This is a genomic window from Blautia sp. AF19-13LB, assembly GCF_003479105.1.
Classification (GTDB): domain Bacteria; phylum Bacillota; class Clostridia; order Lachnospirales; family Lachnospiraceae; genus Fusicatenibacter; species Fusicatenibacter saccharivorans.
On sequence record NZ_QUGO01000006.1, the window covers coordinates 18719 to 42343 of the forward strand.

General features: G+C 48.0%; 17 protein-coding genes. 2 read left to right on the forward strand and 15 right to left on the reverse strand.

The annotated features are described in order from the left end of the window. Window positions 1-10: 10 nt before the first annotated feature. From infB to glgB, 7 genes are all read right to left on the reverse strand, one after another. On the reverse strand, window positions 11-2620 hold the full coding sequence (gene infB, locus DWX32_RS07530; RefSeq protein ID WP_334291847.1) for a translation initiation factor IF-2: 2610 nt from the start codon (window positions 2618-2620) through the stop codon (window positions 11-13). A gap of 95 nt (window positions 2621-2715) precedes the next feature. After that, on the reverse strand, window positions 2716-3027 hold the full coding sequence (locus DWX32_RS07535; RefSeq protein WP_055221524.1) for a L7Ae/L30e/S12e/Gadd45 family ribosomal protein: 312 nt from the start codon (window positions 3025-3027) through the stop codon (window positions 2716-2718). Continuing rightward, window positions 3011-3289, reverse strand: a complete 279-nt coding sequence (gene rnpM, locus DWX32_RS07540; protein ID WP_022462929.1) for an RNase P modulator RnpM — start codon at window positions 3287-3289, stop codon at window positions 3011-3013. The genes DWX32_RS07535 and rnpM overlap by 17 nt, the downstream gene beginning before the upstream one ends. Before the next feature lie 30 nt (window positions 3290-3319). Next, window positions 3320-4504, reverse strand: coding sequence for a transcription termination factor NusA (gene nusA / locus DWX32_RS07545; RefSeq protein WP_117804402.1), 1185 nt, complete (start codon window positions 4502-4504; stop codon window positions 3320-3322). Between the two features lie 31 nt (window positions 4505-4535). Further along, a complete protein-coding gene (rimP, locus tag DWX32_RS07550; RefSeq protein ID WP_022462927.1) occupies window positions 4536-5003 on the reverse strand; it encodes a ribosome maturation factor RimP in 468 nt (155 codons plus the stop codon). Between the two features lie 167 nt (window positions 5004-5170). Next, window positions 5171-6043 carry a mechanosensitive ion channel family protein gene (locus tag DWX32_RS07555; RefSeq protein WP_022462926.1) on the reverse strand — a complete coding sequence of 291 codons (873 nt, stop codon included), beginning with the start codon at window positions 6041-6043 and terminating at the stop codon, window positions 5171-5173. Window positions 6044-6046: 3 nt separating this feature from the next. Next, a complete protein-coding gene (gene glgB / locus DWX32_RS07560; protein ID WP_118659632.1) occupies window positions 6047-8782 on the reverse strand; it encodes a 1,4-alpha-glucan branching protein GlgB in 2736 nt (911 codons plus the stop codon). A gap of 101 nt (window positions 8783-8883) precedes the next feature. Here glgB and DWX32_RS20865 point away from each other — a divergent pair, with 101 nt between their 5' ends. Beyond that, window positions 8884-9138 carry a DUF6783 domain-containing protein gene (locus DWX32_RS20865; protein WP_416388117.1) on the forward strand — a complete coding sequence of 85 codons (255 nt, stop codon included), beginning with the start codon at window positions 8884-8886 and terminating at the stop codon, window positions 9136-9138. Here the strand turns inward: DWX32_RS20865 and DWX32_RS07565 are convergent. The 6 genes from DWX32_RS07565 to DWX32_RS07590 form a co-directional block, all read right to left on the reverse strand. After that, entirely contained in the window at window positions 9063-10298 is a 1236-nt protein-coding gene (locus tag DWX32_RS07565) for a hypothetical protein (RefSeq protein ID WP_118659563.1), read from the reverse strand. The genes DWX32_RS20865 and DWX32_RS07565 overlap by 76 nt on opposite strands. Before the next feature lie 341 nt (window positions 10299-10639). After that, window positions 10640-11944 carry an ATP-binding cassette domain-containing protein gene (locus DWX32_RS07570; RefSeq protein WP_270423095.1) on the reverse strand — a complete coding sequence of 435 codons (1305 nt, stop codon included), beginning with the start codon at window positions 11942-11944 and terminating at the stop codon, window positions 10640-10642. A 12-nt stretch (window positions 11945-11956) separates the two neighbouring features. Next, window positions 11957-13705 (reverse strand): oligopeptide ABC transporter ATP-binding protein OppD, encoded by a 1749-nt coding sequence (gene oppD / locus DWX32_RS07575; RefSeq protein WP_118659565.1) that lies wholly within the window; start codon window positions 13703-13705, stop codon window positions 11957-11959. Between the two features lie 13 nt (window positions 13706-13718). After that, window positions 13719-14687: an ABC transporter permease gene (locus DWX32_RS07580; RefSeq protein ID WP_055228618.1), complete on the reverse strand. Its 969-nt coding sequence runs from the start codon at window positions 14685-14687 to the stop codon at window positions 13719-13721. 6 nt (window positions 14688-14693) lie between these two features. Then, entirely contained in the window at window positions 14694-16265 is a 1572-nt protein-coding gene (locus tag DWX32_RS07585) for an ABC transporter permease (RefSeq protein WP_118640257.1), read from the reverse strand. A 119-nt stretch (window positions 16266-16384) separates the two neighbouring features. After that, window positions 16385-18598, reverse strand: a complete 2214-nt coding sequence (locus DWX32_RS07590) for an ABC transporter substrate-binding protein (protein WP_117509191.1) — start codon at window positions 18596-18598, stop codon at window positions 16385-16387. A gap of 984 nt (window positions 18599-19582) precedes the next feature. On the opposite strand from DWX32_RS07590, the gene cysS reads away from it, so the two are divergent. Then, window positions 19583-21031 (forward strand): cysteine--tRNA ligase, encoded by a 1449-nt coding sequence (gene cysS, locus DWX32_RS07595; protein WP_118640256.1) that lies wholly within the window; start codon window positions 19583-19585, stop codon window positions 21029-21031. Window positions 21032-21313: 282 nt separating this feature from the next. Here the strand turns inward: cysS and DWX32_RS07600 are convergent, their stop codons facing one another. Both DWX32_RS07600 and serC read right to left on the reverse strand, forming a co-directional pair. After that, a complete protein-coding gene (locus DWX32_RS07600; RefSeq protein WP_118640255.1) occupies window positions 21314-22477 on the reverse strand; it encodes a phosphoglycerate dehydrogenase in 1164 nt (387 codons plus the stop codon). Beyond that, window positions 22477-23559 (reverse strand): 3-phosphoserine/phosphohydroxythreonine transaminase, encoded by a 1083-nt coding sequence (gene serC, locus DWX32_RS07605; protein WP_118640254.1) that lies wholly within the window; start codon window positions 23557-23559, stop codon window positions 22477-22479. Before serC ends, DWX32_RS07600 begins: the two co-directional genes overlap by 1 nt. Window positions 23560-23625 lie beyond the last annotated feature (66 nt).

Sequence of the window (23625 nt, forward strand, 5' to 3'; positions counted from 1 at the left end):
TTCCTCATTTCTATCTCGGCACTTCTACCATGATATAAGCCTCGACCTGATCGAACTCCTGAAGATCGTTGAATCCTTCAAATACAAGACCGCACTCATAGCCGGAGCGCACTTCTTTGACATCGTCTTTGAAACGTTTGAGGGATGCCAGATTTCCTTCGAAGATCTGGTTTCCTTCGCGGCTGATTCGAACTTTGCAGCCTCTCTGGAACGTTCCGTCCAGTACATAGCTTCCGGCGATCGTTCCGACACCGGATGCCTTGAAGAGCTGACGTACCTCGGCATGGCCGATAACTTTCTCTTCGTAAACCGGCTCAAGCATACCCTTCATGGCTGCCTCAACATCCTCAATTGCCTGGTAGATGACACGGTACAGACGGATGTCTACGCCGTTCTGCTCTGCCATGGATTTTGCGTTCGCATCCGGGCGTACGTTAAATCCGATAATGATGGCGGAAGATGCGGTTGCCAGCATAACGTCGGACTCGTTGATCGCACCGACACCGCCGTGGATGACGCGTACGGCAACTTCCTCGTTGGAGAGTTTGACAAGACTCTGTTTTACTGCCTCGACAGATCCCTGTACATCGGCTTTGACAACAAGTGCCAGTTCTTTTAAGTTACCCTCCTGAATCTGGTTGAACAGATCATCCAGGGACATCTTCGCTTTTGTCTCCTCAAGCAGGTTCTTCTTGTTCTCTGCCACGAAGGTTGCTGCGAAGTTCTTTGCTTCTTTATCGTTATCGGTCTGAACGAGGATCTCTCCTGCGTTCGGAACATCGGAAAGTCCGAGGATCTCAACCGGAGTAGACGGGCCTGCCTCTTTGACGCGGCGTCCCTTATCATCCATCATCGCACGGACTTTACCGGAGCATGCGCCTGCTGCGATGTAATCGCCGACATGCAGGGTACCTTTCTGTACCAGAATGGTAGCAACCGGTCCTTTTCCTTTATCCAGCTCAGCCTCGATGACAAGACCTCTTGCTTTCCGGTTCGGGTTTGCTTTCAGCTCAAGCACTTCGGAAGTCAGAAGGATCATCTCAAGCAGATCGTCGATACCTTCGTTGTTCTTTGCAGATACCGGAACGAATACGGTGCTTCCGCCCCAGTCCTCCGGAATCAGTTCGTACTCGGAGAGCTCCTGTTTTACACGCTCTACGTTTGCGCCTGGTTTATCGATCTTATTGATCGCAACGATGATCTCAACGCCGGCTGCTTTTGCATGGTTGATTGCCTCAACGGTCTGCGGCATCACACCGTCGTCTGCTGCGACAACGAGAATGGCGATATCCGTTGCATTGGCTCCACGCATACGCATAGCGGTGAATGCCTCATGTCCCGGGGTATCGAGGAACGTAATCTTCTGTTTGTTGATCGAAACGGTGTATGCACCGATGTGCTGGGTAATACCGCCAGCCTCACGGTCGGTGACATGGGTGTTCCGGATGCAGTCCAGAAGAGATGTTTTACCGTGGTCAACGTGTCCCATAACGCAGACTACCGGCGGACGCGGAACCATGTCTTTTTCATCCTCTTCGTCCTCTTTTAAGAGCTCTTCGATCACATCGACTTTCTCTTCCGGCTCAGCGATGATGTTATAATCAAGCGCGATTTCCTGTGCTTTTTCGAAATCGATCTCATGGTTTACGGTAACCATCGTTCCTTCCATGAACAGTTTCTTTACGATGACTGCCGGCTGCATTTTCATCTTCTCAGCCAGCTCGCGGATGGTCATTTTCTCCGGCAGGGTAATCTCCTTTACCTCATCCTTCGGAGCTTCCTGTTTCGGTTTGTTGACCGGTTTCTGGAGCGCTTTCGGGAGTCTGGACTGCTGATGATGTCCCTGGTTCGGACGGTTTCCGCCTCTTCCTCTGTCTTCACTGAATTTATTTTCTCTTAAAGAATCTTTGTTTTTGTCTTTTTCTTTTCTTCCTGTATCACGGCCTGGCTTCTTGATGCCAAGGCTCATTGTATCGCCTGCAGAGCTCTTATGCTCGGTTCTGCGGCGGTCTCCTCCCGGACGGCGGTTCTGATTCTGGGAATCATCATCCTTTCCTGCGAACGGTCTTCCGCCATTATTTCCCGGTCTGCCTCCGTTTGGACGTGCGGAACGCTCACCGAATGGTCTTCCGCTTCTCTCACCGTTTCCGCTTCTTCCGCCGTTATTGCGGTCTCCTCCCGGACGGTCTCCGCTGCGGTTCGGGCGGTCTCCATTGTTTCCGCCGAAGCGGCGTTCTCCCTGCGGACGGTCTCCGCTGCGGTTCGGGCGGTCTCCGTTATTGTTGAAGCGGCGCTCTCCCTGCGGACGGTCTCCATTGCGGTTCGGACGGTCTCCGTTATTGTTGAAACGGCGCTCTCCCTGCGGACGGTCTCCATTGCGGTTCGGACGATCTCCATTTCCGCCGTTTCCGTTTCCACGGTTCGGACGGTCCTCGCTTCTTCCGTTTCCATTGCGGTTTCCTTCCGGACGGCCGTTTCCGCGGGACGGACGGTCTTTTTTCTGTCCCTGGTTCTTTGTGAACTCTTTTGCTTCTTTACTTGTTGCGTTCTGCGGACGCACAACGGAAATAATTTTCTTTTTCTTCGGTTTTGCCTGCTCTTCCGGTTTCTTCATTTCCATATTTTCTGTATCTTTCTTTTCCAATGATCTTTTCTCCTCTTTCTGCGGTTTTCGTGTTTCCTGCATCCATCCACCGACCTTTCCGGCCTTACGCCTTACGCTTCTGCCAACAATGCTGCTATTTTTTCTGCAAAATGCGCTTCACATACGGCAAGGGAAGAACGGTATTCTCTTCCGATGGCTCTTCCAAGCTGCTCTTTGTCCCCAAAAAGAATGCATGGCACTTTATAGTATGCACACATATTGCGAAATTTCTTCTGTGTATTGGCCGACGCCGTTTCCGCCAGAATGACAAGGTATGCGCTGCCGCTCTTTACGGCCTGCTCGGTCGCAAATTCGCCGCTCGATACCTTACCCGCCTTCATGGCAAGGCCCAGCATGGATAATCCTTTACTTTGACTGTTCAATCTTCGCAAATGCCTCCTTTAACTGCTCATAAACCTCTGATGGAATTTCTGCCTTCAGAGAACGGGAAAGTCCTTTGTTTTTCATTGCTTTCCCCAGACATTCCAGAGAGCAGACATAAGCACCGCGTCCGTTCATTCTTCCGGTTGTGTCCGGAACAATCGTTCCTTCGGTGGTTTTCACCACGCGGATCATTTCTTTTTTGTTTTTCATTTCATTGCAGCCAATGCATTTACGCAGCGGCACTTTACGAACTGTACTCAAATGCTCATCCCGCCTTTGTTTTTATTTTAATTACTCTTCGTCTCCGGCTTTCTCTGCTGTTTCTACATCATTCTCGTCGAAGTTTTCTTCTGCAGAGATGGTTTCCTCCTCTGCTGCGGACTCATCGTAATTGTCCTCTTCCTCGTATTCCTCTTCTTCTACGTAGTCGAAGTCTCCTGCCTCGCGTGCCTGGGTCTCGCTCTTAATGTCGATCTTGAATCCGGTCAGACGTGCGGCAAGTCTTGCGTTCTGTCCCTCTTTACCGATGGCAAGGGAAAGCTGGTAATCCGGAACGATTACTTTTGCGGTCTTCTCATCCGGATCTGCCATAACGGAGATAACTTTTGCCGGGCTCAGTGCGTTCTCGATCAGGAGTGCCGGGTTCTCATCCCATGTAATGATGTCGATCTTCTCTCCGTTCAGCTCATTGACAACCGCGTTGACACGGCTTCCGTTCATACCGACGCATGCGCCGACTGCATCGACGTTCGGATCGTTGGACCATACTGCCATTTTCGTACGGCTTCCTGCCTCACGGGCAATGCTCTTGATCTCTACGATGCCTTCTGCAACCTCGGAAACCTCAGACTCAAAGAGACGTTTTACGAGTTCCGGATGGGTACGGGATACCATGACTTTCGGTCCCTTGGTTGTATTCTTTACTTCCAGAACGTATACTTTCACACGCTGGGTCGGCTCAAATTTCTCGCCTTTGACCTGCTCGTTCTCGGTCAGCAGAGCGTCTACTTTACCGAGGTTGATGCTGACGTTGCGTCCCACATAGCGCTGTACCACACCGGTAACCACATCGTGCTCTTTCTCGAAGTACTGATCAAACAGAACTTTACGCTCTTCCTCACGGATCTTCTGAAGAATGACGTTTTTGGCATTCTGGGTTGCAATACGGCCGAACTCTTTGGATTTGATTTCTACCGGAACGATATCGCCGAGTTCATAGCGGGAGTCTGCACGTTTTGCATCGGAAAGGGCGATCTCCATGATCGGATCCTGTACCAGATCAACAACGGTTTTCTCTGCTACGACTTTGAAATCACCAGTCTGGGCGTTAATGCTTACCTTTACATTATCTGCTTTGCCAAAATGGTTTTTACAGGCCTGGATCAGCGACTGCTCAATTGCCTCAAGCAGGGTATCTTTGCTGATATTCTTCTCTTTCTCAAGAACTTCAAGGGCCTCCATTAATTCTGTATTCATTTTTCTCTTTTCCTCCTGTATCTGCGTCTGTTTAGAAATCAAATGCTAAACGGATCAATGCAATATCGCTTTTCTGGAAGACGCGCTCTGTTCCGTCCTCCTCCAAAATGGTCACACTGTTATCATCATATGCGGTGAGTATTCCGTAAAATTCCCGGTTTCTCTCGATCGCACGGTATGTCCGGATTTCCAGCTCTTTTCCCATGCTTCTCTTATAGTCTTTCTCTTTTTTCAGCGGACGTCCAAGGCCCGGGGAGCTGACCTCCATGATATAGGCGTCATCGATAAAGTCCTCTGCGTCCAGCCGGTCAGAAAATGCACGGCTGACGATTTCGCAGTCATCTACGGTAATTCCGCCTTCTTTGTCGATGTAAGCACGCAGGTACCAGGTACCGCCCTCTTTGACATACTCCACATCCACCAGTTCAAAACCATTGGCTTCTACAATCGGAGTGATCAGTTCTTCTGCCTTCTGTTCGTATTCTTCTCTTCTGCTCAAATCCTCACCACCTTTTTTGATTTAGGGAAACTTTCGAAAAATTCTTTCATTTCCCTGTACACAAGAAAGAGTGGACGAAATCGTCCACTCCTTAACAGTCACTTATTAACAACTTTACTATAGCACCTTTTCCGTGCAATTGCAAGGGTTAATTTTCAAAATATCCTTTATTTATCGCCTTTTCCGGCTTTTTTGTTCGCCGGTTCCGGGCAGATGTGGACATCGAGCTGGTTATACGGGATGGAAATTCCCGCCGCGTCAAACTCTTCTTTGATGCGCTCATTCATTTTCCATTTGACCGGCCAGTAATTTTCCGTTGCGACCCAGGCGCGCAGACCGACCGTGATCGCGCTCTCGCCCAGCTCATCTACGAAAAACTGCTGCTCCTCCGACTGAAAATGCGGCTCCTCCTCAACGAGGCGGCGCAGGATATCCTTCGCTTTTCTGATATCGGACTCATAAGAAATGCCGACTTTGATTTCCAGCTTTCTGCGGTCCATTGCCGTCACGTTGATGATGGTGTGATTCGTAAGATTGGCGTTCGGGATCATGATGGTACGGTTGTCGATGCTGTTGATTGTCGTGTAATACATCTCAATCTTTTTGACCGTTCCCTCCTGGCCTTCGCCCGGGAAAATGATGTAGTCACCGACCTTAAATGGCTTCAGCAGCAGAATCATCACCCCGCCTGCAAAGTTTGAGAGGCCGCCCTGCAATGCCAGGGATACGGCAACACCGGCGGAGGCGATGGCTGCTGCGATCGACGCTTCGGATACGATGCCGAGCTGAACGATAATGGTCAGCACCAGCAGCGTGTTCAGACTGTATTTCACCATGGAAACGGTGAAACTGACCACCGCCTCCTCCGTGTGAAAACGCCGCATGTTTTTCCGGATCAGACCACAGAGCCACAGGATCAGTTTGCGTGCAACCAGAAACAGAATTACTGCAAACACAATCTTCAGCACCAGATCGGCAGCCGAAGAGGCCTTGTCGATCCAGTATTCATAGACGCGTTCCGCCGCTGTCAGATTCACCATGTGTTATCTCTCCTCTGTCTCGAATTTTCTCTGCAGCTCCTCGCCGAGTTCACTCATGCCTGTGCTTTTTTTCGTTTTTGTCTCTGGTTTTGCCTCTGATTTTGCTTCCGACTTGGTTTCCGGCTTTGTAGCCGGCTTCTTTTCCGGATCGGCGGCTGCGCGGTATTTTTCCACGGCTTTTGCTGCCTCTGCCGCTGCGGATTTTCCGGCTTTCACCAGCTTGTCCACCGTCTGCTCTACCGTTTTCACCGGTTTGCTGTCGATCGCCTGCTTTACGGCTTTCTCCACCTTCTCTGTCGCAGTCGTAGTTCCCTGCTTTTTCTCTGCGGTTTTCACCGTTTTTTCCGATACCTTTTTCTCTGCTTTTTTCTCTGCTTTTTGAGCAGTCTTTGTTGTTTTCTTTGCTTTTACTGCTTTTACTGCTTTTACTGCTTCTTCCGTTTTTCCAGCCGGTTTTCCCTTCTTTCCGGTTTTCTTCTCTGCTGCCGCTTTCGCTGCAGTTTTTGCCTTTGCGCTCTTATTGCTTGCAGCGCCCGTCTCCGGCTTCGTATAAGAAAATACCTGAACAGAAAGCGGTGCGAGTTTTACGGTAATCGAGTTTTTCCGCTCGTCGCACTCTGTTTTTTTCGACATTTTCACGCGTGGATTTCCGACGCCTGTTCCGCCATAGCTTTCCGCATCGCTGTTGAACATCTCTTTGTACTTTCCTGGATACGGCACACCAATGCGGAAATCATCGTACTCGACATTCGAGAAGTTGCATATGACAAGCAGCGTATCTTCTTTCTTCCTTGTTCTGCGAAGGAAGATCAGAAGATTCTTTTCCCACTCCATGCCATTGATCCACTCAAAGCCCTCCGGCTTTTCGTCAAGCTGATACAATGCCGGATTTGCTTTGTAGAATGCATGAAGTGCCGCCATATAGTTCTTTAACTGCAGATGTTTCTTGTCCTCAAGAAGCTCCCAGGACAGGGACTGTTTCTCATTCCACTCTTTTTCCTGTCCAAATTCCTGTCCCATAAACAGAAGCTTCTTTCCGGGATGCACCATCTGATAAGCGTACGCCAGACGAAGATTTGCCATTTTCTGCTCCGGTGTACCCGGCATTTTGGTATACATAGACCCTTTCAGGTGAACCACTTCATCGTGCGACAGACTCAGCATGAATTTCTCCGAGTATGCATATACCATAGAAAAAGTCAGCTGATCGTGATGTGCCCCGCGGTATACCGGATCGTTTTTCATATATTCCGTAAAATCATTCATCCAGCCCATGTTCCACTTGTAGTCGAAGCCAAGTCCTTCATCGTCGAGTTCTCCCGTCACCTTCGGCCATGCAGTCGATTCCTCTGCGATAAGAAGCGCATCCGGGAACTCTTTTTTGAAGATGGAGTTCAGATGTTTTAAAAATTCGATTGCCTCAAGGTTCTCATTTCCGCCGTAGATATTTGCGACCCACTCCCCGTCCTGCTTGCCATAATCAAGATACAGCATCGATGCAACCGCATCCATACGGATTCCGTCGGCATGGTACTCTTTTGCCCAGAAAAGCGCATTGGCGATCAGGAAGTTCTTTACTTCCGGTCTGCCGTAATTGTAAATCAGCGTGCCCCAGTGTGGATGGGATCCCTGTCTCGGGTCAAAATGCTCGTACAGACACGTTCCATCAAACGCAGAAAGTCCGAAGGTATCGCGCGGGAAGTGTGCCGGTACCCAGTCGAGAATAACACCAATGTCGTTCTGGTGCATCGTATCCATAAAATAGCGGAAGTCATCCGGCGTTCCGTATCGTGCTGTCGGTGCGTAATAGCCCGTTACCTGATAACCCCAGGATTCATCGAGCGGATGCTCCATCACCGGCATCAGCTCAACATGGGTGTAGCCGAGCTCTTTCACATAAGAAGCCAGCATCGGAGCGATCTCACGGTAGTTATAAAATTCACGGCCATCGTCCGGTTTTTTCCAGGAGCCAAGATGCACTTCATAAACAGAAATCGGCGCTTTGTCGCCCTGTGTGACACCACGCTTCTTCATCCAGTTCTCATCCTGCCAGGCATATTTTCCAAGATCAACCACAACACTCGCATTGTTCGGACGCAGCTGTGCTGCATTCGCGTATGGATCCGATTTCAGATACGTCAGACCGCCCTTTGCCTTAATTTCATATTTATAGATGTCGCCCGCGCGAACACCGGGGATAAAGAGCTCGTAGATTCCGGACTCCAGAAGATTCATCTGATATGCTCTTCCGTCCCAGTTATTGAAATTTCCGACAACACTGACACGGATCGCATTCGGTGCCCAGACAGCGAAGTAAACACCGCTGATACCATCGATCTTTACCGGGTGTGCACCCAGCTTCTCATAGATGGAATAACAGATGCCGTTTTCAAACTGTTTCTGTTCCTGCTCGGTGAACTGCATCGGATAGGCGTACGGATCGTAATGCTCCATCTGGTTTCCGTCGCCGTCCCAGTAGATCAGCGTATAGGACGGAATTTTCTTTCCTGGAAGCAGCACAGCGAAAAATCCCGCCTCATCCTCGCAAACCATCTCGGTCTGTTTTCCGTCGCGGATCGTATGTACGGCTGCACGGGTTGCATCCGGGAAAAACGCCTGAATCAAAACACCATCCTCCGTTACGCGCGGGCCTAAGATATCTCTTGGATGATTCTCCTCAGAATAGACCACGGCTTCTATTTCCGCCCAATCCATATAATCGTATAATTTTTCTTCCATTTTCAAAATTATAACCCCTCCTTTTTTATTTTACGTGCTCTCGCTGCTGCTTCCCCCATACAAAATCGCATAAAAAAGCACTCATTCATGCCAGAGCGTGTTTGAAAAAAGCTTTTCGTGAGCTGCGAGTCCCATTTTCAGCCCAAACGGTCTGCAGCAACCGGATAAGGTCAAAACAGATCGCGAAGTGGGGCTTGCAGATTGTGGAAATGATTTTTCAAATTCTGTTTTTATTCTACCATCCTAACTGCGATTGTACAATGCAAATCTGGTTTGTTTTTTATTCATTTCCTACGATTACGGCAAGATCTTCATCTGTCGTCTGCATCTCATCGTCCTCAAACCAGATGCTGTAAATGTTCTGTGAAGTCAGTGTTTCCAGGGACTCCCTGGAAAGCGATTCGGCCTGATAATCAGAAAATGCTGCAAGCAGCGTATTGGCACAGCCATATTCACCGGAATAGACGATCAGTTCGGATGCTGCTGTGTGGTCTTTTCCGTCTGCCGCGCTAAGATACGGCGTGCACATCGTTTTGTCCTGATACTGATAATAGCGGTACGCATCCGGGCTGCCCGCCTGGTAAGCGTGGAAAAACACGATGCTTTTCGGTCCTTCATACGTCATTGTTCCGTATGACTGGATTTCGTTCCCGGAAAGATGATACAGCGGATACCGGTACTCTTTTTCTCCCGTCTCATCGAGACAGCGCACGAAACCGTCCTTACTGGAAATAATGCCGAGCTGATAGCCCTCGCCGCGAATCGTATCCGCCAGATAATCAATCAAAAAAGCATTTTTCATCCAGAAAAAGTCGAGATATGCGGTATAGCCCATCTCTGCGGCATACGCCTGATACGCGTCTGACACATGCAGACAGACCTGGTTTTCCCCTGACAGCTCCAGTGAAATATCATCCGGGTTCTGTGTAAAGGCAGCAACTGCTGCCGTTTCTTCTGCTGCCGCATCGTTCCGGTTCGGATCAAACTGCGCTGCAGCCGCATCATCATTGCTGGCGCAGAGATTTTCCAGGGACGCATACAGCGGTCCCAGATAAATTTCCCGGCAATTGGCATCGGATACTTTTTTCAGTGCATCGTATAAAACCGGATCTACCGTCAGCACTTCATTTGGATGTTGGTTGATATCATACAGGTTTGTCACATCCTCAAAGCTCTCATCTATATTGAAAAGCCGGTAGCCTTTCACCGCCGCATCTGTGTAAAGCAGCGAAAGTACCTTTGCCTCCCCGCCTGCGGAAACCCCGCTTGCGCCAACGTTATATTTCAAGGTAAAATCCTCACCGCAGTTCAAATCCGCGCCTGCCTTTACACTGATCTCACGCCAGCCGGAATCTCCGTGCAGAAAGTTCATAAAACCATACACCAGAAAACCGGATCCAATCGCCAGAAGCAGTACTACAAGCAGGATGCGCCGTCCGACATTTTTTTCGGAAAGCCAGACCTTCTGTACCGGCTTTGGCAGCCGTCTGTTCGGATCTTTTACTGTTCTTCCCATTCTGTTGCTCCTCTTTCCTTTTATTTTCTTTTTTGCTGTGATTTATTGTCCCAAAAAACACATCTCCCGTCAAGTAAAATCGGAACGGAATTCTTCTCACGCTTCTCTTTTGTGAACCGGCATAAGAAAGCGTTCTGCCCGGAAGGCTTTTTGATTTGCAGGAAAGTTCAACGAAGCTTCCTGTAAACTATGAGAAACACGCTCCGCGAGTTTCTCAAGTTATCGCGGCAGTCGCCAAGGTCTCGTGCAAGCACGGACTTTGGCTCGTTGCTCGCGTAAATCAAAAAAAGCGGCACCGGAACCTTTTTTCTGGTTCCGGGCCACTTTTTCTTTCCTGTCCACTATAGGGCAACTAAAATCAATGCAATGATAAAGATCAGGAGAATCACGGCAAGTACGGCAAATCCGTACAGCGCGCCCTGCTTGCATGCTTTGTAGTTGTGATAGTACTGTTTCTTTTTGTATACCATCGCTGCGATGATACCGATGATCGGGAAGAAGAATGACAGCACTTTGTACCAGACGCTTCCGGTATCGTGAACCGGAGTTTTCAGGAATTCATCTTCTGCCTTGGAAAGATGAACCTCGTGGTTCTCCTCTTTTACTTCCTCGCCAGGCTTTCGGATGGTGATCGGCTGCAGCGGCTCTCCCTTTTCACGGAGTGCCTTGTACTCTTCGATCTCTTTTTTATTTCCATATACAAAGTGGTTGTGTCCGATATCCACGAATTCCGGTTTGTCCACGGAATAATCATGGATGGACGGGTCGTAGGTGTACAGCACCTTATTCTTCTCGAGCTGCGGATCCGGAATCGGAATCGCAGAAATCAGAGAATGCGTGTATGGGTGCAGCGGGAAGTTAAACAGCTCCTCTGCATCCGCAACCTCTACGATATTTCCTTTGTAGATAACACCGATACGGTCGGAAATGAACCGAACGATGGAAAGGTCATGAGCAATAAACAGATAAGTAACCTGTTTTTCTCTCTGGAATTTTTTCAGCAGATTGAGGACCTGGGCACGGATCGATACGTCCAGTGCGGAGATCGGCTCATCGGCTACAACCAGCTCCGGCTCCATAACCATGGCACGGGCCAGACCGATACGCTGGCGCTGTCCGCCGGAGAACTCATGTGGGTAACGGGTCAGGTGCTCTGGCAGAAGACCAACCTCGTTGATCATGTTCTCTACCTTTTTCACACGGTCTGCCTCGTTCTCGTACAGATGGAAGTTGTAAAGACCCTCGGATACGATATAATCGACCGTCGCACGCTCATTTAACGATGCGGCCGGATCCTGGAATACCATCTGAATGTTTCGGATAACCTCCCGGTCCAGGGAATGCGGAATCTTACCGGAAATTTTAACGCCCTTATACAGGATCTCTCCTGCGGAACACGGGTTGACACGAATGACCGCACGGCCGATCGTTGTCTTTCCGGAACCGGACTCGCCTACGAGGGAGAAGGTCTCTCCCTTGTAGATGTCAAAAGAAGCATTTTTTACCGCTTTGACTGCGTCATCGCCCTTGCCGAAAGTGATATCTACATTTTTTACCTGCAGTAAGATTTCTCTTCCATTTTCGTCAATCGGACCATGCTCCGGCAGATGCGAAACAGTGGTCTTGCTTTCCTGCTTTGTAGACACTTTCAAACTCTCCTATAAGTTATATGCTTTTAACAGTTTTTCGTGAATATTCTGAATAGCTTCCGGCTTCTCCGTCTTCGGCGCTCTCGGATCCAGCAGCCAGGTCTTGGCATAGTGGGTATCCGTTACCTTGAACATCGGCGGCTCCTCCAGAGTATCAATCTTCAGACAGTACTGGTTACGCGGTGCAAACGGATCTCCGATAATCTTATTGTACAGAGACGGCGGCGTACCGGTAATGGAAAACAGCTTTGTATTCCGCTCCGCAAGCTGCGGCAGGGAAGAAAGCAGTGCCCAGGTGTACGGATGGCGCGGATCGTAGAACAGCTCTTCTACGTTTGCAAACTCGATGATCTGTCCTGCGTACAGAACGGCAACACGGTCTGCGATATTCGCTACGACACCAAGGTCGTGGGTAATAAACACGATGGTGTAGTTGTACTCTTTCTGAAGATCCTTGATCAGCTTCAGGATCTGTGCCTGAATCGTAACGTCCAGCGCAGTTGTCGGCTCATCGCAGATCAGAATCTTCGGACGGCAGGAAAGTGCAATCGCAATAACGATACGCTGTCTCATACCGCCGGAATACTGGAACGGATAATCATCGAAACGCTGCTCTGCGTTCGGAATCCCAACCTTTTCCATCAGCTCAAGCGCCTGTGCTCTCGCCTCCACCTCGCTGACATTCTGATGCTTCATGATAACAGAAGTAATCTGTTTTCCGATTGTGATAATCGGGTTCAGGGAAGTCATCGGATCCTGGAATACGGTTGCAATTTTCTTACCGCGGATCTGGCCCCAGTCATTCGGATCCTGGATTTTTGCCAGGTTAATGATACAGGTTCCATGAAGCCGCTCCGGTGTCTCATCCAGATAGCGTACACGGAAAGTTGCCTGGTCGAAAACGCTGTTCCGTTTCTGCTCGTCATTCAGATCCACACCGCGTTCCATCGCAGCTTTGAATGCCTCGTGCAGCTTCTTGATCATGCGAACCTTTTTACGCAGTTTGTAACGTCCGACAGAAAGATAGATCTCTTTGGCAAGAATCTCGTTTCTCTTTCTCGTCTCGTCCGTAATTTCTTTTGCTGTCAGACCGGCGTACTCTTTTTTGTACTCTGCCATTTTTGCCTCATACGCCTGATTGTAGGCCGTATCGTTCATGGCAGCCTGTTTGTGTGCCTTGATTTTTTCCTCTTTTGCTTTCTGCAGAGCCTTGATCTCTCCATCCAGTCGGGAAATCTCGGCAGATGTCTCTTTGATTTTCGCTTTTTCTTTGGAAGTATCGAGTGTCTGCTTATAGTTGAAAAGTTCGGTTCTCTTTATTACAAGTTCCTTGATTTCAGCATCTGCTTTCTCACGCTCTTCCTCGCTCAGCGTCATTTTTTCTTCTTTTTCCTGCTCCAGCGCCTTCATTTTCAGGAATACTTCTGAACCATATTCCAGTTTGGAATACTCATTCAGTTTTTCCCAGGTGGATGCGATGGTCTTTTTGGCATAAGAGTTCAGCGGCACAACGGTATCGCTCAGCTCGGCATCGTTAAAAATGATATCTCCCTGGTCGATGAAGCCGTTGCTGTCCAGCATTCCCGCAAACGCTTTTGTGAATACGGATTTACCGGCGCCGGACTCTCCTACGATAGCAATGGACTCATTCTCGTAAATATCCAGCGTTACGCCCCGGATTGCCGTCAGGATACGGCCGCGGACACGGAATTTTACCTGTAAGTCCTTAATCGATAATAATACTTTTTTATCTTCCATGCGGCTTTCCTTCCTACATATGTGTTCTCGGGTCGGACGCATCTCCAAGGTTCTGTCCAACTACATATAATACTACGGTGATGATTGAAGCGACAACAACCGGACTCCAGAATTCGAATCCCCATCCCGGTGTCAGCATGGCGCCTTCAGCCTCATAGATCAGTCTTCCAAGAGACATGTCAGAAAGTCCCATACCGATGTAAGCCAGGAACACCTCGTAAGAGATGTAGGACGGAATCTCAGTTGCCGCCAGAGTAACAATGACAGATGTCATAAACGGGAGAATATTCTTCATCGCAATGCGGAAAATCGAAGTTCCAAGACATTTTGATGCCAGATTATACTCTCTGTCACGGATGATAACGACCTGCGTACGGATAAAGTACGCGATGGCAAGCCATCCGGTAACGGTCAGTGCAAATACCATGGTCCAGAAGCTCGGAGAAAAAATAAGCACCAGGACGGAGATCAGAAGTACATACGGAATATTTCCGATGATGTTGTAAACCTCCATCATGAAAACGTCAACCTTCTTCGAAAATCCCCAGACAGATCCGACAATCACACCAATCGAAAGGTTGATGAGCGCACAGATAAACGCCAGGGAAACTGAAATTCTGGAACCAAACCAGACAGCGTCAAATGTCGACTGTCCGGAAGCACCGGATCCTAAAATCCAGTGAATATTGAATCCAAGCTGCTGCAATGCTTTGCCTGGAGACAGATGTTTTGTCGCGCCGTTCATCAGATTGGCGAAACGGTCGTACTCCACAAAGAGCGGATACACATACGTCATCAGCAGAATCACACCCAGGAGGCAAAGTACGGCAATATTGATTTTTTTCTTAAAAAATACGCGGAACACGGAATGCCAGTAGGAATATCTCGGAGCCGTAATTTTCTCAGACTCCAGAGAGCTGTTATCTACAGGAGAAAACAGTTCTTCCTCAGACAGACCGAATTTATCTAAATCATAATTCATAAGTCCCTACCTGTCTTTCGTTGAGAATGAGATTCGCGGATCCACCATGGACATCAAAACGTCGCCCAGGATGATGGAAATCACGGAGAGCACTGCGTAGAACAGTGTAACACCTACGATAACACCATTATCATATTTGCTGATTGCTTCGGTCAGCAGATTACCGGCACCAGGTACTACGTACACACGCTCGGTGATGATGGCTCCGGTCAGTGCGAACAGTACGCTCGCCGGAACACCCTGCACGATCGGAATCGCTGCGTTCTTCAAAATGTGTTTCGTAAAGATTTCTCCCTCTGTCAGACCACCGGATCTTGCGAATTTTACGTAATCGGAGTTCATCTGGTCGATCATGTATCGACGCAGCCATTTCATCAGGTTTGCCACCTGCGGCAGTGCCAGAGAAACGATCGGCAGAATATACATCAGCTTGCTCTTCGAATCCATGTCAAAGGTGGTTGGCAGACCCATTTTTCCTCCGATTGCCTTAAACAGGAAAATATAGGCCAGTGAAGGTACTGCTATAATGAATACAATATAGATGGTTCCAAGCTGGTCAACCAGTTTGTCTTTCTTTCTCGCCATCAGAATGCCAAGCGGCACCGCGATGAGATAGGAAAGAATTACGGCAATGATACCGATTACAAAGGAATAGCCGATTTTTGATTTACCACTCTTAATTGTATCCACGTTGGTATAGTCATCTGTGAACCGATCGGAATGAACAGCGCTTGCATCCTGAGATTCGCTCATATACGTTGCGCTGTGCAGATCGTCTGCACTGTATTCCACCAGACCGCTTGGGTAGGTAATCTCCGATTTTACGTAGGATCCCTGCGCGCGGGTCATGGTCAGTGCTACATCCACACCCTCATTTACGGAATAGGACTTTCCTAAATTTATGGTGATTATATTCTGATGGAAGTATGGGAATTTTGAGTCAAAGTACATCAAGTACTTGTGTGTTGTGCCATTTCCCATGATGGCCGGTGAAAATTTCTTTCCCCCATATACCGGATCGTGTAAGGTAAATGTAATCCCCCTCTTACCTTCTACCTTTGCAGCATCGTGAATGCTGTCGATGTCAATCAAACCGGAAAAATATTTTCCGAGACGCGTTGCAAGCGGAATATCCCTGTATGCAAACAGCTGCTGCTGTCCGCCGTTGGCATATTTTTTCTTACCCATCATGATCGCATCGTATCTTCTTACGGTGTAACCTTTTGCTTTATAATAAGCTGTAAATTTTTTTACATATTCAGATACCAGTTCTGAATCCTGGTCTTTCGTTCTTCCGAATGCTACTGCTTTGGATCTCGTATCCTCGTCAATTTCGCCTTTTGCTTTGAGAGCGTTCAAATAATCTGCATAGGTTACATAATCAAGATATCCGTATGTCTCCCACTTCTGATATTTGTACACCTTTTTCTGGTTATTGCTCTGATGGGAATAGGTGGCGTCCTGTGCGAAAATCAGATTTCGGTCCATCAGAGAATAAATCATAGTCATAACGCATCCAACAACGATTACTACGGAAACAAGGCCATGCAACAAACGCTTAAAAAGATATTTTGTCATATTCTCTCATTCCTTAACACAATATGACAGGGGAATGGCTTTTTTTGTTCCCATCCCCCTGCCGGTTTATTCATTGGCTTTCAACTGTTCTGATCTTTCCAATTTTACCTTTTCCAAAATTAGAAGATACCGAAACATTTGGTCATGTATCCTTCGTAGTCCGGAAGCATGGTATCCAGGTAAGAGCACGGATCACCAAAGTCCGGACCCCATCCGGAGACATCGTATACGTCGTAGTTTGCTTCATAACCATAGTTTGCATAGTATCCTGCATAGTACCATCCATCCAGGTCTACGGCATCAACCAGATTGATCACAACTTTTCCGCCAAGGGCAGCCTCTACTGATTTCTTGTAGGAGTTTGCTTTGTTGGTGTAAACTTCTACTGCAGACGGATATGGATATTCCATCTGGATCGGGTTGCTCTCATCGATGGTGATGCCCTCTTCTGCGAGCTCCTCGATTGCGGTATTCAGTTCTTCTACTGCGTTTTCCGGATTGTACCATCCATCAAAGCCATCGCTGGTCTTGTTTTCGGCATCCCATACTTTGATCTTCACGCCGTCGGCGTCGATCTGTTTCTGTACGATTTCACCATAGTAGGTGCCTGCCGGGAAGGTTGTGTCGGTTCCGTTGATCTGAATGGTAGTGTCTTTTGACAGGCTTACGAAATATCCCGGGGTAAAGGTATTTCTAAGGGAAGTATACTTCAGATCCTCGCCAACCTGCTGTGCATTGTAAGCGCCACGATCTGCTGCAAAGCTGATCGCTCTTCTGAAGTGAACGTTCTGCAGTGCTTTGTTCGTTCTCTGGATTTCTTCGTCAGACTTTGTACTCTTTGCTGTTGTTCCGTCGTTGGCATTTGCAGTCGCAGTACGGTTGATATTGTAGAATGCCATGAAAGAAGTAGCATCGGTATCTGAAACTACTGCGTACTGGTCGTACAGACCTTCGGATTTTGCTGTCTCCATAGTGGAGGTGTTCAGGTTTACATAGTCAACGGTACCTGCTTTTGCATCTGTGTACATTTTGGTAACATCAGACTGGTCATTGAACAGCCAGGTCAGGGTTTTAATGTTTACGTTGTCTTTGTTCCAGTAAGAATCGCTCAGTTTAAATACGATGGTATTTTTCGCTGTAGCGTTGGTTACCAGGTACGGTCCGCAGTATGCGATCGAGTTGGAATCTTTTCCGTACTGATAATCTGCTGCGGAGGAATCGTACTCAGCACCAAATTTACCGCCCTGGGACTGATAGTAGCTTCTGCTCATCGGCATGAAGATGGTGTAGCCAAGCATGGTCATGAAGTAGCTGCATGGCTCTTCCAGTGTGTACTCTACGGTATAGTCATCAACAGCTTTTACACCAACCTCGTCGAAATCGGTAACTTCACGGCTGATGTACTGGGATACGTTTTTGATCACGCCCTGTACCAGGTATTCCAGACCGCCCTGTGCATCACACATATGCTGCATTCCGGCCACGAAGTCATCTGCTTTTACAGTATCCACTTCACGTCCCTGGGAATCGGTCCATTTTACATCTTTACGAAGGTGGAAGGTATAGGTCAGTCCGTCATCAGATACTTCATAGGATTCTGCCAGTGCCGGCTGCAGAGTTCCCTCTACATCGTACTCCATCAGTCCGTCATAGGTATTGATGATCGCATCGGTATCTGCCGCACGGGAAGTTGCAAGTCCGTCCCATGTTACCGGATCGCTCGCATACGGCATGGAGAAGCTGTCTTTTAAGGTGTAACCTTTTCCTGCCAGATATTCTTTTACCCAGCTCTCATAGGTTCCTGTTCCTTTAAGCTCATCCCATTTTGCTCTCATCTCGTTGTAATCTTCTGCCTTGATAAAGTCAGTTGTTACAACATACTGATGATAACGGTCTTTATCGCTTCCCCAAAGGGTATAGTCCTTGGTGCGCGGAGCCATTCTGTACATCGCGTACGTACCACCTCTTGAGGTGAGCGGGTACATCATGGCGGACTCCATCAGTTTTCCCTCGGCAACTGCCATCAGGGCATATCTCTCATCCACCGTTTCTGCTTCCTTTGCAGTAGCAAGTGCATCGTTGAAATCGCCCAGTGCCTCGTTATAGAGCTCTGTGCTGGTCTCATCGTATCCTTCCGGCATTTCGGACTCCTCTGCCTCGGCTTCGCTCTCACTGCTTGCAGATGCGCTTGCATTGCTTTCGGAAGATGCGCTGCTGCTTACGCTTACACTCTCATCCGCCGGATCAGAACTTCCGCTGCCGGAATTTCCACAGGCAACCAGGCTTGCAGTCATACTCATAACAAGTAATGCGCTTACAATTTTTCTTTTCATAATTTCTTCCTAACTCCTTTCATGGATTCGCGTTGTTTTTGCATCATCCGGACATTTACCGGAACGGCTTCGCCATTCCACCGTTTTTCATTTTGGCACTTTACCACATCAAAACGAATAGTACAAAAAGGAGATGCGTCCAACAAGATTTGTTTTCTTCATCCCTCATGCCCGTACATTTGTCCGTTTGTCCAAAAACAACTGGGTTCATTATAACCAGAACTCTCTCTGTTTGTCAATATCCGATGCAGGAGAAAAGTGTATAAACTGCATTTAAAGTCATCAAAATCCTCTATTTTCCTCTTTTTGGGTATTGTTCTGATGCTGTTTTTCTATTTTCCTGTATTCTTCGGTTTTATAATAAAAAAAGATTACACAAATAATTGTTTCTTTCCATTTGCGTTCTGCAGCACTGTCTTTTTGTATTTGTTTCAGATTTTGCTCCGGGAAAGAATCCTGCCGGACGCAAAAACAGACTTCTGAAAATCACATTTCTTCTTATTTAAGAGCGTCATACTGTTTTTTACTTTCGTTTTTTACTTTCGTTTTTTACTTTCGTTTCCTTCTTTTACAAAGCAAAGCCTTCCATGAAGACCGCTCACACCGAAATCACTTTCTTGTTACTGTTCACTCCGTTCTCAGTAACACGCTTCGCGATGCACAGAATTTATGCTAACCGCATAAATTCGCGCTGTATGTCTCGGGATTTTGACATATTCATGCCAAAACGCCTCGCGGGATAGTAGCGTGTGAACAGTAACACTTTCTTACTTTTTGTCTTCGACAGTCTCCGGACTATTGACATCAAAAAAAAATCCTGCTAATATTAATTTTAATAAGGAACCAGTGCAGTACACGGAAAACAGGCACCGCACGCGGCGTCTCTGATATCCTTGTCGGATACAGCAGACGCTTTTTTGCTTTCTTGTGTATCATCACTTCTGCATCCGTATCCGCACGAAAAGAAAAAAGGAGACTTCTTTTATGTATCTTTATAATTCTGCAACCCATAAAAAAGCTGAATTCCTGACACACACACCGGGCCGTGTAGAAATGTACACCTGCGGACCTACCGTTTATCATTTTGCGCACATCGGAAACCTGCGCAGTTATATTATGGAGGATGTCCTGGAAAAGGCACTCCGCTATGAAGGCTACGACGTCAACCGTGTCATGAACATCACCGATGTCGGCCATTTAAGCTCCGATGCGGACACCGGCGAGGACAAGATGGTCAAAGGTGCAAAGCGCGAGCACAAAACAGTCATGGAAATCGCACAGTATTACACCGATGCATTCTTTGCGGATTGCAAAAAGCTGAACATCAAGCGCCCGGATGTCGTACAGCCGGCAACGGGATGCATTGACGAATATATCAAAATCATTGAAAAACTGATGGACACCGGCTACGCTTACTTTGCCGGCGGAAATGTTTACTTTGACACCAGCCGTCTCGACCACTACTATGTGTTCAACGATCACGACGAGGATGACCTCGCGGTCGGTGTGCGTGAGGGCGTAGAGGAAGATACAAACAAACGCAACAAAAATGATTTCGTTCTCTGGTTTACGAAATCCAAATTTGAGAACCAGGCCTTGAAATGGGATTCCCCGTGGGGCGTCGGTTATCCGGGATGGCACATCGAGTGCTCCGGTATCTCCATGAAATACAATGGCGAATACCTTGACCTGCACTGCGGCGGCGTAGACAATGCATTCCCGCACCACACGAACGAGATCGCACAGTCCGAAAGCTACCTCGGCCACGCCTGGTGCCCGCAGTGGTTCCATGTGCATCACCTGAATACATCGACTGGAAAGATGTCGAAATCGAAAGGTGAGTTTTTAACCGTTTCTCTTCTTGAGGAAAAAGGTTATGATCCTCTCGTCTACCGTTTCTTCTGCCTCCAGTCCCATTACCGTAAGGCGCTTGTCTTCACCTGGGAAAACCTGGACAACGCCAAAATTGCCTACGACAAGCTGATCGCCCGCATCGCCGCTTTAGACCCGAAAGACGGACCGGCCGAGGAAGCTTCTATGACTGCTTTAAAAGAGAAATTCCAGAAAGCGCTCGATGCCGACCTCAACACCTCGCTTGCCATCACAACGCTGTACGATGTGTTAAAAGCAGACATGCATGATGCTGCAAAGCTGGCGCTTCTCGACAGTTTCGATCAGGTACTCGGTCTTTCCCTTCTCGCTCATGCAGATGCGAAGAGAAAAGAGGCTGCAAAGACAACTTCTGCTTCCACCGCGTCCGGCTATCAGATTACCGGCGAAGGAGATCCGGAAATTGATGCTCTTGTTCTGAAACGATATGAGGCAAAAAAAGCCAAAAACTTTGCAGAAGCAGATAAAATCCGCGATGACCTGAAATCCCAGGGCATTGAAGTTGCTGATGTACGCGGCGGAGCCGTCTGGAAACGGATCTGATCTGCACGAAAGAGGAACTCTGATTTTCTTCTTCATTTCCTACGAAGGAAACAGGGAATTTCATGTGCTGAAAGCAACAACCGACCAGTATATTACCTGTGAAAACGCGGCTGCACTTTCTATTAAACTTCTTCCAAAGAGAACTGCTCTGATGCGGCAGTTCTCTTTTTTATGCTTTTTCACCTGCTGCTTGCGGCTTCCTTCGGATGCAGGGCATCGAAAAAAAGACGGCATCCATTTTCCGGATACCGCCTTTTTTGTTTCTTTCGGATGGCTGTTTCTTTATTTAATAATACGAACCCTTAACACGCCGTCTACTGCTTCCAGCGCTTTTACGATCTCTTCTGTTGCTTCGCTTTCCAGATCCATCATGGTGTAAGCGTAATCGCCTTTACCTTTGTTTGTCATGTCGCTAATGTTGACACCGGCGTTACCCATAACGGTGGTAAATGCACCCAGCATACCAGGAATATTCTTATGGCAGATGGTCACACGGCCTGCTCCTGTGCATACACCCATATCACAGTTCGGGAAGTTGACGGAGTTTTTGATGTTTCCGTTCTCCAGAAAATCACGGATTTCTTTAACTGCCATGACAGCACAGTTATCTTCGGATTCTTTGGTCGATGCTCCAAGATGCGGAGTAACGATGGTTCCCTCTGCGCCGACTACCTTCGGGTTCGCAAAGTCAGTCACATATTTTTTCATTTTTCCGGCCTTTAATGCTTCCAGAACAGCATCCTCATCAACCAGGAGGTCTCTTGCATAGTTCAGAAGAACCACGCCGTCTTTCATCTCATCGATCGCTGCCTTGTTAATCATACCTTTTGTGCTGTCCATCAGCGGAACATGGATGGTGATATAATCGCAGGTACGGTAGATATCTTCCACGTTCTGGATATGATGAATGTCACGGGACAGATTCCATGCCGCATCGACAGAAATGTACGGATCGTATCCGTATACTTCCATGCCAAGATGGGTTGCTGCATTTGCTACAAGCTGACCGATCGCGCCAAGTCCGATGATACCGAGCTTCTTTCCGCTGATCTCACAGCCGGCAAATTTCTTTTTCTGTTTTTCTGCTGTCTTTGCAATGTCGCCGTCTTCTTTGTCGCTCTTCACCCACTCAATACCGCCTGCGATATCGCGGGATGCAAGCAGCATGCCGGCAAGCACCAGCTCTTTGACGCCATTTGCATTGGCTCCCGGTGTGTTGAATACAACGATACCCTGCTCTGCGCAGTCGGCAAGCGGAATGTTGTTGACACCGGCTCCTGCTCTTGCTACGGCAAGAATACTTTTCGGCAGCTCCATACCGTGCATGGCTGCACTTCTGACGAGAACCGCATCGGCTCCCTCCAGGCTTTCACTCTGCTGATAGTTTTCATTAAAATTTGCAAGGCCTACGCCTGCAATCGGATTTAAGCAATGATACTGAAACATTAGAGATTTTCCTCCTCGAACTTTTTCATGAAGGCTACGAGTGCTTCTACGCCTTCTTTCGACATTGCATTGTAGATGCTTGCACGCATACCGCCGACGGTACGGTGACCTTTCAGGTTCTCAAGTCCGGCTTCTTTGGACTCTTTGACGAATTTGGCATCCAGATCTGCATTTCCGGTGATAAACGGAACGTTCATCAGAGAACGGTCTTCCGGTACAACGGTTCCTTTGAAGAGCTTGCTCTGATCCAGGAAATCATACAGCAGTTTTGCTTTTTCTTCGTTGCGCTGTTTCATGACTTCCAGTCCGCCCATTTTCTTCAGCCATTTGAACACTTTGCCGCACATGTAGATGCAGTAGCAGTTCGGCGTGTTATACAGAGAGCCGGCATCTGCATGCGTTTTAAATTTCATCATGGTCGGTGTTCCCGGCAGGACATCGTCGGTAATCAGATCGTCACGGACAATGGAGATGACCATTCCGGCAGGTCCGATGTTTTTCTGGACACCGCCGTAGATGATGCCGTAATCGGAGACATTAACAGGTTCGGAGAGGAAACAGGAGGAGACATCTGCCACCAGGGTTTTGCCCTTGGTATTCGGCAGTTTTTTGTATTTGGTTCCGTAAATGGTGTTGTTTTCACAGATATAAACATAATCGGCATCCGGGCTGATCGGAAGATCGCTGCAGTCCGGGATGTAGGAAAATGTTTTATCCTCAGAGGAGGCAATTTTGTTTGCCTTTCCGTATTTCTGCGCCTCTGCATATGCTTTCTTTGCCCACTGTCCCGTTACGATGTAATCAGCGACACCGTTTTTCATCAGGTTCATCGGAATCATGGAAAACTGCAGGGAGGCACCGCCCTGAAGAAACAGAACTTTGTAATTTGACGGAATTCCCATCAGGTCACGAAGGTCTGCTTCTGCCTCATCGATGATATTCTGGAATACTTTGGAACGGTGGCTCATCTCCATGACGGACATGCCGCATCCGCGGTAATCCAGCATTTCCTCCTGGGCTTCTTTCAACACTTCCTCTGGCAGAACTGCCGGTCCTGCGGAAAAATTATAAACTCTGCTCATTTTTCATCCTCCTGTTTCTCTTGCTACTTTATATTACTGGAAAACCACCGTTCCTATGCCGGTGGT